Consider the following 13,078-nt stretch of genomic DNA (forward strand, 5'->3'; position numbering starts at 1 on the left):
AAACTCCAGCAGATATTGCATATGGGATGTGATATAATGTTTATGTATGGATGCTCACGATGTACTGAACCAATACAATTAATTTGCATATTTTGATATAATTGTATAAGTTAAAAAAATAGTAGGAGGTATATTCATGTTAAAATCTCTTTTAGCGGTTACATTAACCACGGCTTTATTTGTATCTATATCTTATGCAAAAGATAAAAAACAAACTAATACTCAACAACAAAAGACCTCTATTCAAACATCCAACAAAGGTTCAGACTCTGGAAACGGCTTAGTTGTTTATAAGGTTGATGGAGACCCAGGAGATGTTATGATAGCTCTAAAAGGTAATTTAGAGGCTGCTCAAATAATAGTAGTTACAACAACAGACCCAGTAGCTCCTCTTGCAAATAATATTAAACTATTTCCCGATTATAAAAAATTGAAAGTTGACTATATGCAAAACTTCTTAGTTACAAGTATGGCAACACTTTATAAAATTGTAACTAACGACCCTAACGCAATAGCTTTGTCTCCGTTTGTTATAACAATATACCAGTATGAAGGAGATGATAAAACTTACATAGTAAGAACAAGACCATCACTTCTTTTAGAAGGAACAAAGTATCCACAAGCAAAAGAAGCGGTCGAAGAGTTAGAAAACAGGATAGACCAAGCAATAAAATCTTTGATGTAAAGCAATCCGGAAAGCTTTAAGCTTTCCGGTTAGTTATGGTTTTATCTTTCAACTTTATCTCTAAAAATTTCTGTATAATATTGTCATGAATTTGGAAATACTTAGAGAAAAAGCGGAAAAAGTCAAGTGGTTTGTTTTTGATGTTGATGGTGTTTTGACAGATGGAAAGATTGTATACGATAGCGAAGGAAGAGAGTTAAAACATTTTTGTGTTAAAGATGGAATTGGTATACATATGCTTAATCTATCGGGATTTAAAACAGCGATAATAACCGGAAGAAACTCAGAGATAGTAAATAAAAGGGCGATGGAACTAAAAATTACAGAAGTTTTTCAAAACTCTTCCAACAAATTGGACCACTACAACTTTCTAAAAGAAAAATATTCATTAAAAGATGAAGAAATACTATACATAGGAGATGATGTTGTTGATATCCCGGTTTTAAAAAGGGCTGGTTTTCCTGTTACTGTTCCTTCTGCTCCAAAAGAGGTTAAAAATTTTGCGTTATATATAACATCAAAAAAAGGTGGTAATGGAGCGGTCAGAGAAGTTATAGACCTTGTTTTAAAACTTCAAAACAAGTACGACCACATAATAAAAAGGTTTTTTGATATCTGATGAATCAAGAAGATAGAGAAAGGTGGAATAAAAAGTATCTCCAAGGTTTTAAAGGGGAAAACAATCCTTCACAGCTTCTTGTAGATTTTGTACATTTAGCAAACAAAGGAAAAGCCTTAGATATAGCATCCGGATTGGGAAGAAACTCTTTATTTTTAGCTCAAAACGGCTTTTTAGTAGATGCTGTAGATATATCTGATGTTGCAATAGAAAAGTTAAAAACTCTGCATCCAAACATAAACCCTATCCACGCAGATTTAAAGACATTCAGACCTTCTGAAAATGCTTACGATTTAGTTATTAATTTTAACTTTTTAGAAAGGACATTGTTTGCATACATAAAAGAATCTCTTAAAAAAGACGGAGTTTTGATTTTTGAAACATTTTTAGAAGGTTCACCTGCAAAAACGAATAGAGATTTTCTTTTAAGGAAAAATGAGCTTCTTCATGCATTTTTATCAATGGAAGTTGTATTCTATCAAGAAAAACGAATTATAAACAGTGATAATGAAGTTGCTTATAAAGCTCAGTTGGTAGCCATTAAAAGATGTTGAATGGTAAAACAAAAAAGATTTTATCGTTAGCCGTTCCGGCTGCTTTTAGTAATCTCTTTGATATGATTCAGATAATAGTTGACATGATAATGCTTGGAAGGGTATCTCCCGTTGCAATCGCTGCTGCCGGAATATCAATGCAGTTTTTAGGTCTTTTGTATGCATTTATGGCTTCTTTTTCTGTTGGAAATTCTGCTGTTGTATCAAGATTTGTAGGAGCAAAACAGTTTGAGGAAGCAAACAAAACAGTTTTTACTTCATCTGTAATTGCATTTTTAATATCAATACCTTTCACCATATTTGGCTTGTTTTTTTCTAAGTATGTGTTTATATTCATGGGAGCATCTGAAGAAGTAGTTCAAGCAGGGACAGTTTATTTATCTATCATATCTCTAACTTTTCCGGTTATTTTTGTAGAATTTGCCCTTTACTCTGCTTTAAACGCATCAGGAGACACAAAAACTCCTTTGAAGATAGTAATCGTTGCAAACATTATTAACACAGTTTTAGACTACGTTTTGATATTCGGTAAACTTGGTTTTCCACCACTTGGAATAAAAGGAGCTGCAATTGCAACAGCTACAAGTTACTATATAAGCTTTGTTTTATACCTTTACGTCTTCTTAAAGAAAAAATCAAAAATATCTTTTTACCTGGAGTTTATAAAAGATTATGCTAAGAGAGTTTTGAATATAGGCATTCCAGCTGGATTAGAAAGGGTTATAACTTACTTTTCTTTTTTACTATTTGTAAAAATGATAGCAGATTACGGTACTTACACGTTAGCCGGATACCAGGTAGGACTTAGAATAGAAGGTCTTGCTTTTATGCCAGGATTTGGATTTTCAATAGCAGCAATGACTTTGGTAGGTCAAAGTATTGGAGCAAACAATTTCAAAGAAGCAGAAGACGCCGGATGGCAAACAGCAAAAATAGCATCCATTTTTATGGGGTTGATGGGTGTTGTAATGGTTTTTTTCCCACATTACTTAGCTATGATTTTTACAGATGATAAAAAAGTTATAGAAGAGGCTGTTGTATATCTCAAAATAGTAGGATTAACACAAGTACCATTAGCGATAGGTTTTGTTTTAAGTGGAGCTTTAAGAGGAGCAGGAGCAACAAAATTAACCCTTACAATAAACACTTTTTCCTTATGGTTTTTCCGATTGATTCCAGCTTACGTTATGTCTAAAATATTTGGAAATGTTTTATACATATACTACGCCATGTTTTTAGAAACATTCTTAAAAGCCGGAATGTTATACTATGTATTTAAAAAAGGATATTGGAAAAAGGTTGGAGAATGGAAAATTTAGATTTAATCAAACTTTTAGTCGTTCTTATTTTAGCGTTTTTTGTTATGAAATTGGTTGGTTTTGCTGTTAGGTTGATAGTAAAAGTTTTAATATTCATAGCGGTAGTTTACTTTATTTTTCATTACTTTGTAGCAAAATAACCTTGTTTTCATTCCTTAGGAAGAATTCTTTCCCATCAATAAAAAGGTAAGGCTCTATCCATTTTTTAAATGTAAGGTTATCAACTTTTACTTGGTATTGATAGTTTATAACGCGATTAAAATTAGATATAAAATCATCTGAAAATTTATCTGGATTTTCCGTTAAAAGGTAGATATTTTGACATCCTTCCCTTTTAAAAAGATTTAAAACTTTTCTGTACTCAAAATCTGCCATCAGATAACATCTTTCACCGTATGATAGAAAAACAACCGGATAACTTTTTGTGGCAAATGTGTAAATCTTTGGAGAAAAATCATTTTTACTCAAAAACAAAAATGCGATAAATATCAAAGAAATAAAACCAACCTTTTGAAAAGGCTTTAAATTTAAAACCATCACTGTAAAAACAGCTCCGAAGTAAATTAAAATAAGCCATAAAGAAGGAGAAAAGCCTATGTAGTAAAAACCAATTTCTGAAAAAAATCTAACCACATCAATAAAAATATAAGTGAAAACATCCATAAATTTAACTAAAACATCTACATTAAAACCAGTTAAAATGTTGAAAACAGATAGAGTTAAGATGGGGTATAGAGGTATAGATGCCAAAGGAGTGGCAAAGATAGTAGTTGGTGAAAAGTTGTAAAAGTAGTAAAGGATTATAGGAGCAGTAAATAAAGTTGCAAACATAGAAACTGCAAAAAGTTTAATCCAGTTGTTGTAATCTTTGAAAATTTCTACTCCTGTTATTATACCTAAAATAGCCATAAAAGAAAGTTGAAAAGATACAGAAAAAAGTGTATCGGGATTTAAAAACAAAAATAAAAATCCAGTAAAAAACAAAATATTTAAAGGATTGTTTTTAAGGTATAAAAGTTTTGAGATGATAAACAGTAAAGCCATAAAAACCGCCCTTACGACAGGAATACCAAATCCGGTAAAAACAGCGTAAAAAGGTAGTAAAAAAGCCAAAAAAACATACCTTAATCTTTCACTGATAAAAAATAAGATAAAGTTTAAAGAAAAAAACAAGATAGCAATATGGCTTCCGGAAATAGCAACCAAATGAGCCAACCCTGTTTCTACAAAAGGTTTATAAGTTTGACTATCCAAATACTTTCTATCTCCAAAAATCAGTGCAGTTCCAACGGAAAAAGTTTCGTTGTTTAACCTGTGTAATCCATAGTTGTTAATTAGGTTTTCTTTTAATTTAAAAATTGGATAAAAAATATTGTCTGAGTTATCCACTTTTGTAAAATACCTTATAGTTGATAAACGAATCTGACCGTTTTCTACCTTACCTTTTCCTAAAAAAGCTATCCTTGAATAAAAATAAACATTTTCTTCCTGAGTATAAACTTTAACCGTTTTACTTAGAAGCTCCTTATAATCACCGTTTAAAATCTTACAGTTAAATGAGGTTGAATCCTTGTAGTAATCAGGAAAAGAAACTACTCTACACTCAAAAAAAGAAGGTGTTTTAATTTCAACATCCGGAATTTTTTCTTTATAACTTACTGATATACCCATTAAAAGTATGGATAGATTGATTAGTCCATACCTAAAAATACCTTTTGCCACAAAAGAGAAACCTAAAACTATCAAAGATGCAAATATAGGAACAAATAGGTTATAAAAATGGTTTAAAAGTATTCCGGCTGTTAAAGACAAAAAAGGAAAAAGCCATGGGTAAATCATCTTTTAATAGCTTTTAATACCACCGGAATTAAAGATACTAGTATGATAGCGTATATAAAATGGGTTATGTTTTCCTTTATAAAAGGTATATTACCTGTAAAATAACCAAGAAAGATAAAAAAGGTTATCCAAGTAAAGCCACCAACAAAGTTGTAAATCATAAAAAGATGTATATCCATCTTTCCGATTCCGGCTACAAACGGAACAAATGTCCTAAAAATAGGTAAAAATCTTGATATTATAACTGCTTTACCACCGTGTTTTTGAAAAAACATTTCTGTTTCTTTTATGTGTTTTTCCTTTATAAACTTTTTAAATTTTCCATTCCTGAGAATCTTTTCTCCAAAGTGGTATCCTATAAAAAAGTTGACAACATTTCCTAAAATTGCAGAAATTAACAAAAGAGGATAAACAATTTTAATATCAAGGAGGTTTAAACTACTGAAAGTTCCAACGATGAAAAGAAGAGAATCTCCCGGAAGAAAAGGTGTTATCACAAATCCGGTTTCAGCAAATATTATAAAAAATAAAATAAAGTAAACAAATCCACCGTATTGATTTATAAGGATTTGTAAATATTTATCAACGTGTAAAATAAAGTCTAATATTTCCAACCATATTTCCTATAAAGATTTTTTTATGATTATGAAGAATATTATAACAAAAAATAAAAAAGCCCCCTTTAAAGGGGGCTTTTGATTTATTTAGTCTGCTTAGAATTCCATATCTCCCATTCCGCCTGCACCAGCTCCTGGAAGTTTTTCTTCTTTCTCTTTAATCTCAGCAATGAGGCATTCCGCTGTTAACATTGTACCTGCTATAGATGCTGCGTTTTGGAGAGCGGTTCTTACAACTTTAGTTGGGTCTATTATTCCGGCTTCTACCATGTCTACGTATTCACCTGTTGCAGCGTTGAATCCATAGTTTGGATTTTCAGAGTCTTTTATTTTCTCTACTACAACAGAGCCTTCAAATCCAGCGTTGTAAGCTATTTGTTTGATAGGTACTTTGCATGCGTTTTTAACTATCTTAATACCCCAAGCTTTGTCTGTGTTTTCTTCTTTGATGTTGCAAAGTGCTCTTGATGCTCTGTAGAGAGCAACACCACCACCAGGAACTATTCCTTCTTCAACAGCTGCTTTTGTAGCATGAACTGCGTCGTCAACTCTATCTTTTTTCTCTTTAAGCTCTGCTTCTGTAGCTGCACCAACTTTTATAATTGCCACACCACCTGCTAATTTTGCAAGTCTTTCTTGTAGTTTTTCTTTATCGTACTCAGAAGTTGTAGTTTCAATTTGTTTTTTGATTTGCTCAATTCTTGCTTTGATGTCTTCCGGATTTCCTTTTCCACCAATTATAGTAGTGCTGTCTTTATCTACAACTACTTTATCTGCTTTTCCAAGCATATCAAGGTCAACAGATTCGAGTTTAATTCCAAGGTCTTCTGTGATAGCTGTTCCACCTGTTAAGATTGCAATGTCTTGGAGCATTGCTTTTCTTCTTTCTCCAAATCCTGGAGCTTTAACAGCACAAACTTTTAATACACCTTTAATGTGGTTTACTACTAATGTAGCAAGTGCTTCTCCTTCTACATCTTCAGCTATGATTAAGAGAGGTCTGTTTGTTTGGACAACTTTTTCAAGAACAGGTAAAAGCTCTCTTATGTTGTTTATTTTCTTTTCATATATTAAGATGTATGGATTTTCTAACACTGCTTCCATTTTTTCTGGGTTTGTTACAAAGTAAGGAGATAGATATCCTCTATCAAACTGCATACCTTCTGTTACTTCTAAAACAGTTTCAGCTGATTTAGATTCTTCAACGGTTATTACACCATCTTTTCCTACTTTTTCCATTGCATCTGCTATGATTTTTCCGATTTCTGGGTCGTTGTTAGCTGATATTGTTGCAACTTGTTCTATTTCTTTTCTTCCGGATACTGGTTTTGATAACTTTTTGAGTTCTTCAATTATTATCTTAACAGCTTCGTCTATACCTCTTTTAACGTAAACAGGGTTTGCTCCGGATGCTACAGCTTTTAATCCTTCTTCGTATATTGCTTGAGTTAATATTGTTGCAGTGGTTGTACCATCTCCTGCAACGTCTGCAGTTTTAGATGCAACTTCTTTAACAAGTTGAGCTGCCATGTTTTCGTATGGGTCTGAAAGTTCAATTTCCTTAGCAACAGATACACCGTCTTTTGTTACAACAGGAGAACCCCATTTTTTCTCTAAAATAACTTCTCTACCTCTTGGTCCAAGAGTTACTTTTACAGCGTTTGCTAATTTGTCAACTCCAGCTTTTAACTTCGCTCTTGCTTCATCTCCATAAACCATTCTTTTTGCTGCCATCTATTCTCACCTCCTATATTTTTTATTGTTCAATGATTGCTAAAATATCATCTTCTCTTAAGATGATAAGCTCTTCACCATCTACTTTTACTTCGTTTCCTGCGTATTTGCTAAAGTAAACTTTGTCTCCAACTTTCACTTTTAATGGAAGAACATTTCCGTTTTCTAAAACTCTTCCTTCACCAACAGCTATAACTTCACCAATTTGAGGCTTTTCTTTTGCTGTATCCGGAATAATGATACCAGCTGGTGTTTTTGCTACCTCTTCCTCCACTCTTTTGATAACAACTCTGTCATAAAGAGGTTTTAATTTTGCCATTCTTGCTACCTCCTGCTTTAATTTATTTATAACTATTATTTAATATACATTATCTTTTTGATTTTGTCAAGAGGTTTGACTTTTTCATTATCATATAATCTATATATAGCATACTCAATATCAGTTTAAAAAACAAGTTAACTTTGGCATAACTCCGTGTTAACTTTGGTTGTAAAAGCTAAACTTAAATGAAAATCAACAGTTTATCTTTTGGATTGTATGTAGCTAAGAACGTTTTTGGCATCGGCTGAAGGGTCAACTCCTTTATATATTTTTTCTACTTTTCCTTCCGGATTTACTATCACAGTGTTTCTTGAACATAAACCAAATATTAATGGAACATCGTAAGCTTTTGCTACCTCTCCTTTTTTATCTGATAGGAATGTAACTTTTAAGTTATACTTTTGTTTGAACTTTTTTATAGATTCTACATCATCTGTACTGATTCCAAAAACTTGAATGTCGTATTTTTTAAACTCATCTATCAACTTTGTGTATTCTTTTGCCTGAGTTGTACATCCTGGAGTATCTGCTTTAGGATAAAAATACAAAACTACCCATTTACCTTTGTAATCTGAAAGTTTTACGGTTTTACCTTCATCTGATATAAGTGTAAAGTTGTAAGCAGGCTCTCCTTCGGTAATCGGTTTTCCGGCAACCGCTATTCCTAAAAATGTGAGTATAGCCAAAATAAAGTTTTTCATTGTTTTCTCCTTATACAAGTACTTTTAAATTTTTAGTTGCATTTCTCAATTTAAACTCATCTTCTATGGCTTTTAATACTTCCATTTTGTACTTTGGAGAGCACCAGTAAGGAGCTATAAGTTCATCTTCAGTGGCTTCTCCTGTTATTCTATGGACGATTATATCTTTTGGTAGATAAGATAAAAAGTCTACAGCCAATTTTGCATACTCTTTTAAATCAAGCTCTTTAATCTCACCTTTATAATATTGTTTTTCCATAGCTGTATGTTTTACTATATGGAGTGGATGTATTTTTATACCATCTATAGGGAGTGCTGCTATTAATTTTGCCGTTTCCATCATATCTTCGTAATCTTCACCGGGAAGTCCAAGTATTACATGGGCACATATCTTTATACCACTTCTTTTTTTTGTTCTTAAAACTGCGTCTACAAAGTCCGATACACCATGGGCTCTATTTATTTTTCTTAAAGTTCTAAAATGGGCTGTTTGAAGTCCGTACTCTACCCATACTTCCGGTTTTTCAACTGTATAAGAAGCTATCAAATCCAACACTTCTTCAGGTACACAGTCAGGTCTTGTACCGATTGACATTCCGATAATTTCCGGATAGCTCATAGCTTGGTCGTAAACTTCTTTTAGTTTTTCAACTGGAGCGTAGGTATTCGTAAAAGCTTGAAAGTATGCTAAAAATCCTTTTACATTTTTAAATCTGTTTTTGTAAAACTCCATACTTTTTTCTATCTGGTCTTTTACCGTCTGTTTTGTCATGGCGTAAGGGCTAAAAGATTCGTTGTTGCAAAAGGTACATCCTCCGGATGCTTTACTTCCATCTCTGTTTGGGCAGGTAAATCCGGCATCTATTGCCAATTTTTGTACTCTTCCTCCGTACTTTTCTTTTAAATAATCGTTAAATTTTCTATAGTACATCCTTTAACCTCATTTTTATTAACTTCTTGATATAATAATATCTCTAAAATATTTTTTCAAGGAGGATTTTTTAAATGTACAAAGTTTTAGTTACTGATGACATCTCTCCAAAGGGTTTAGAGATATTAAACAACGATGATATGATAGACCTTGACTATCAACCAGAGATAAAATTTAATGAACTTTTAGAGATAGTAAAAGACTACGATGCAATAATAACAAGAAGTAGAACACCCGTAACAAAAGAGTTGTTAGAAAGAGCGGAGAAGTTAAAAGTAATAGGAAGAGCTGGAGTGGGAGTTGATAATGTAGATTTGGAAGAAGCATCAAGAAGGGGAATACTGGTTATAAACACTCCTGGAGCAAATACAATAGGTGCTGCAGAAATCACTATGGCTCATCTTTATGCTGTTTTAAGAAAACTTCACCTAGCCCATCAATCTATGTTAGAAGGACACTGGGATAGAAAAAAATTTATGGGTGAAGAACTTGATGGAAAGGTTGTTGGTATAATAGGACTTGGAAATGTTGGGTCTCAGGTTGCGATAAGATGTAAAGCAGCCGGTTCAAAAGTGATAGCGTACGACCCTTACATACCAAGAGAAAAAGGAGATAGACTTGGAGTTGAGCTTGTGGACTCTCTTCATGAACTGATAAAAAGGTCGGATATAATAACACTTCACTGTCCTTTAACGGAAGAGACTAAAAACATGATAGGGAAAAAAGAGTTTGACTTGATGAAAAAAGGTGTGTACTTCATAAACTGTGCAAGGGGTGGAATAGTTGACGAAGATGCACTTTACGAAGCTATTAAAGAAGGTAAGATAGCGGGACTTGGACTTGATGTTTTCTCAAAGGAACCTCCTGATGATAGAATAAGAAGACTTTTTGAATTTCCTAACATAAGTTTATCACCTCACATAGGTGCCAACACTTACGAATCTCAGGACAACGTAGCGATAAAGATAGCCCAGTATGTAATAGCTGCATTAAAAGGACAGTTCGTTGAGGTTGCAGTAAATGCTCCATTTACAGTAACGGAAGGATTTGAGAACATAAAAGCCTACCTTGAACTTTCAGAAAAACTCGGAAGTTTCTTAACTCAGTATGCAGGAGGACATTTTACTGATATTAACATAGAAGTACGAGGAACGATAAAAGAGCATATAGAGCCTATTGTGGCATTTTTCTTAAAAGGTTACTTATCTCCTGTTTTAGACACTCCTGTTAATATAATAAATGCACCGTTTATAGCAAAGGAAAGAGGAATAAACATAATAAAATCTACAAGAGAAGCCGGATTAAACTTTAAAGAATTTATAAAGATAACTGCAAAATCAGGAGAAAAAGAAGTAATCGTAGGTGGAACTGCATTCTATGAAAAACTACCAAGAATAATGCTTGTAGACAACTACTGGATAGACATAGAACCACAGGGTGTAATCCTTATGTTTGAAAACAAAGATGTACCGGGAGTAATCGGTAAACTTGGAACAATCTTAGCAAGACACAACATAAATATAGCCGGATTTAGACTCGGAAGACTTGAAAAAGGAAAAATAGCTCTTGGAGCATTACAACTTGATGACAAACTAAACGAAGCAGTGTTAGAAGAGATACATCAAATACCTGAAATAATAAAAGCAAAACAAGTTATCTTATAAAAATAAGGAGGAATAAAAGTTGTCAAGAAAGATTAGGGTTGCGATAGCTGGTGTTGGAAACTGTGCAAGCTCATTGATACAAGGAATTTACTACTACAAAGAAAAACAAAATATTGAAGCAAGTGGAATAATGCATGAAGATATAGGTGGATACAAGCCATGGGATTTAGAGATTGTAGCTGCATGGGATATAGATGCGAGAAAAGTAGGATTTGATGTAAGCCAAGCCATATTTGCACCACCAAACTGTACAACAGTTTTCAAAAAAGATGTACCTCATATGGGTGTAAAAGTCAGAATGGGTAAAGTTTTAGACGGCTATCCGCAGCACATGAAAAACTACCCACCTGAAAACGCCTTTGTCCTTGCAGATGCAAAAGAAGACAGCTTAGAAACGGTTGTAAAAGTTTTGATAGAATCTAAAGCAGATGTTTTGGTAAACTATGTTCCAGTAGGGGCAGAAAACGCAGCAAGATTCTACGCTCAAGCATGTCTTGAAGCCGGAGTATCCTTTATAAACTGTATGCCAACCTTTATAGTATCAGACGATGAATGGGCTAAAAAGTTTGAAGATGCTGGTATTCCAGTAGTAGGAGATGATATAAAATCTCAAGTGGGAGCAACCATCACCCATAGAGTTTTAACTCAACTTCTTTTAGACAGAGGAGTAAAAATAGACAGAACTTATCAGCTTAATGTAGGTGGAAATACAGACTTTTTAAACATGCTTGAAAGAAGCAGACTTGAAACGAAGAAAAAATCAAAAACTCAGGCTGTAACATCCTTAATACCTTATGGTATAGACCCAAGAAACGTTCATATAGGACCTTCCGATTACGTACCATGGCTTAAAGACAAAAAACTGGCTTTCATCAGAATAGAAGGAAGATTGTTTGGTGATGTACCAATGAATATAGAGCTTCGTCTGGAAGTAGAAGACTCTCCTAACAGTGCCGGTGTAGCAATAGATGCGATAAGATGTGCGAAACTCGCTCAAGATAGAGGAATAGGAGGACCTCTTTACTCAATATCCGCATACACTATGAAACACCCACCAATTCAATACAAAGACTGGCAAGCAAGACAGATGGTAGAAGAATTTATAGCCGGAATAAGAGATAGATAGGAAAATTGAGAATAAAGGTAAAAGTCAAACCCGGAGCAAGCAGAAACGAAGTTAAAAAAATTGACCAATACACTTATGAAGTAAAAGTAACCGCTGTTCCGGAAAAAGGTAAAGCAAACGAAAAAGTAATAGAACTACTATCAGATTACTTAAATGTTCCAAAGTCAAAAATAAAAATTGTAAAAGGACTATCCACAAGAGAAAAAGAAGTTGAAATAGAATAAAGGAGCCACATCCGGCTCCTAAAAATGTTTAATTCAAGATTTTCTTTTTTAGAAGTTCTGCTTTTCGTTTACCGTACTCTTACTTTTTGGACTCTACAATATTCTCTTTTATTAAAGATTTACCTATTTTTTTAGCCATAGATTCAACCATTGTATCGTATGAGGCAAGATAAATATCCTTAACATCAGCCGTAGATCTCCAAACGATTTTTTCGGTTTTAGCATCTATTAGTACTGTATCAAATTTTAAAGAAGTTTTAGTTACAAAAAATCCTCCATATTTTTCAGTATAGGAATAATTTTGGAAATTACCTCTACTATAAATTTGAATTTGTTGATTTTGTTCTTGTGGTGGAACATAGATAGAATCTTTTTTTACATCTTTCAGTGTAATGATAAGAATACCATCGATACCGTTTTGATTGAATATATCTAAAAGCTCATCTTTGTTGTATTCTTTAACAGGTGGTATGATATTTAAGCTTGAGACTGAGTTTATTCCTAAAGATTTAAATTCGTCAATGAAATTTAACTCTGTCTTTTTGGCTAAATTTAAATCTGAAATATTTGCAAAAATTAAAATTTTTTTAAATTTTGTTTGATTAAATTCTGGATTTTTTACATAGCCTAATTCAGTTTGTGCACATCCTGAAATGTATAAACCTATAAACCCTAATTTCCAATTCGAAAAAAAGATGAAATAAAAAACCTCCAGTGGTATCATAAAGTAAAACTACCACTGG

Annotated in this window: 15 protein-coding genes; 8 read left to right on the plus strand and 7 right to left on the minus strand. The window is 33.0% G+C overall.

Translation table 11 applies throughout. The features are described 5' to 3' along the window. Nucleotides 1-136 precede the first annotated feature (136 nt). The 5 genes from NE054_RS04685 to NE054_RS04705 all read left to right on the plus strand — a co-directional run bounded on the left by NE054_RS04685 (nt 137) and on the right by NE054_RS04705 (nt 3,317). Entirely contained in the window at nt 137-685 is a 549-nt protein-coding gene (locus NE054_RS04685; protein ID WP_297889172.1) for a hypothetical protein, read from the plus strand. Between the two features lie 85 nt (nt 686-770). Then, the gene (locus NE054_RS04690) at nt 771-1,304 is read left to right on the plus strand and encodes an HAD-IIIA family hydrolase (RefSeq protein ID WP_345780597.1); all 534 of its coding nucleotides are present in this window, start codon (nt 771-773) and stop codon (nt 1,302-1,304) included. Next, on the plus strand, nt 1,304-1,858 hold the full coding sequence (locus tag NE054_RS04695) for a class I SAM-dependent methyltransferase (protein WP_297889177.1): 555 nt from the start codon (nt 1,304-1,306) through the stop codon (nt 1,856-1,858). Before NE054_RS04690 ends, NE054_RS04695 begins: the two co-directional genes overlap by 1 nt. Then, the gene (locus NE054_RS04700; protein ID WP_297889180.1) at nt 1,852-3,177 is read left to right on the plus strand and encodes an MATE family efflux transporter; all 1,326 of its coding nucleotides are present in this window, start codon (nt 1,852-1,854) and stop codon (nt 3,175-3,177) included. The genes NE054_RS04695 and NE054_RS04700 overlap by 7 nt, the downstream gene beginning before the upstream one ends. Continuing rightward, on the plus strand, nt 3,165-3,317 hold the full coding sequence (locus tag NE054_RS04705) for a hypothetical protein (RefSeq protein WP_297889181.1): 153 nt from the start codon (nt 3,165-3,167) through the stop codon (nt 3,315-3,317). Before NE054_RS04700 ends, NE054_RS04705 begins: the two co-directional genes overlap by 13 nt. Here the strand turns inward: NE054_RS04705 and NE054_RS04710 are convergent. The 6 genes from NE054_RS04710 to NE054_RS04735 form a co-directional block, all read right to left on the minus strand. After that, nucleotides 3,289-5,016, minus strand: coding sequence for a ComEC/Rec2 family competence protein (locus NE054_RS04710; RefSeq protein ID WP_297889182.1), 1,728 nt, complete (start codon nt 5,014-5,016; stop codon nt 3,289-3,291). The genes NE054_RS04705 and NE054_RS04710 overlap by 29 nt on opposite strands. Further along, nucleotides 5,013-5,630: a VTT domain-containing protein gene (locus NE054_RS04715; protein ID WP_297889186.1), complete on the minus strand. Its 618-nt coding sequence runs from the start codon at nt 5,628-5,630 to the stop codon at nt 5,013-5,015. The genes NE054_RS04710 and NE054_RS04715 overlap by 4 nt, the downstream gene beginning before the upstream one ends. A 99-nt stretch (nt 5,631-5,729) precedes the next feature. Next, complete coding sequence (gene groL, locus NE054_RS04720) at nt 5,730-7,367, minus strand: chaperonin GroEL (RefSeq protein WP_297889190.1); 1,638 nt, start codon at nt 7,365-7,367, stop codon at nt 5,730-5,732. 22 nt (nt 7,368-7,389) lie between these two features. Further along, nucleotides 7,390-7,686 (minus strand): co-chaperone GroES, encoded by a 297-nt coding sequence (gene groES / locus NE054_RS04725; RefSeq protein ID WP_297889192.1) that lies wholly within the window; start codon nt 7,684-7,686, stop codon nt 7,390-7,392. A gap of 203 nt (nt 7,687-7,889) precedes the next feature. Next, entirely contained in the window at nt 7,890-8,390 is a 501-nt protein-coding gene (locus tag NE054_RS04730) for a peroxiredoxin (protein ID WP_297889196.1), read from the minus strand. A gap of 10 nt (nt 8,391-8,400) precedes the next feature. Further along, nucleotides 8,401-9,321 carry a TIGR01212 family radical SAM protein gene (locus NE054_RS04735; RefSeq protein ID WP_297889198.1) on the minus strand — a complete coding sequence of 307 codons (921 nt, stop codon included), beginning with the start codon at nt 9,319-9,321 and terminating at the stop codon, nt 8,401-8,403. Between the two features lie 74 nt (nt 9,322-9,395). Between NE054_RS04735 and serA the strand changes: the two genes are divergently transcribed. The 3 genes from serA to NE054_RS04750 are packed head-to-tail and all read left to right on the plus strand — an operon-like array spanning nt 9,396 to nt 12,335. Continuing rightward, nucleotides 9,396-10,985 (plus strand): phosphoglycerate dehydrogenase, encoded by a 1,590-nt coding sequence (serA, locus tag NE054_RS04740; RefSeq protein ID WP_297889200.1) that lies wholly within the window; start codon nt 9,396-9,398, stop codon nt 10,983-10,985. Nucleotides 10,986-11,004: 19 nt separating this feature from the next. Next, nucleotides 11,005-12,111 (plus strand): inositol-3-phosphate synthase, encoded by a 1,107-nt coding sequence (locus tag NE054_RS04745; protein WP_297889202.1) that lies wholly within the window; start codon nt 11,005-11,007, stop codon nt 12,109-12,111. Between the two features lie 5 nt (nt 12,112-12,116). Further along, nucleotides 12,117-12,335: a DUF167 domain-containing protein gene (locus NE054_RS04750; RefSeq protein WP_297889205.1), complete on the plus strand. Its 219-nt coding sequence runs from the start codon at nt 12,117-12,119 to the stop codon at nt 12,333-12,335. A gap of 79 nt (nt 12,336-12,414) precedes the next feature. On the opposite strand, the gene NE054_RS04755 is transcribed toward NE054_RS04750, so the two are convergent. Continuing rightward, nucleotides 12,415-13,059 carry a hypothetical protein gene (locus NE054_RS04755; RefSeq protein ID WP_297889208.1) on the minus strand — a complete coding sequence of 215 codons (645 nt, stop codon included), beginning with the start codon at nt 13,057-13,059 and terminating at the stop codon, nt 12,415-12,417. Nucleotides 13,060-13,078: the final 19 nt, after the last annotated feature.

Origin of the sequence: Sulfurihydrogenibium sp., assembly GCF_027448985.1 — a bacterium.
Lineage (GTDB): Bacteria > Aquificota > Aquificia > Aquificales > Hydrogenothermaceae > Sulfurihydrogenibium.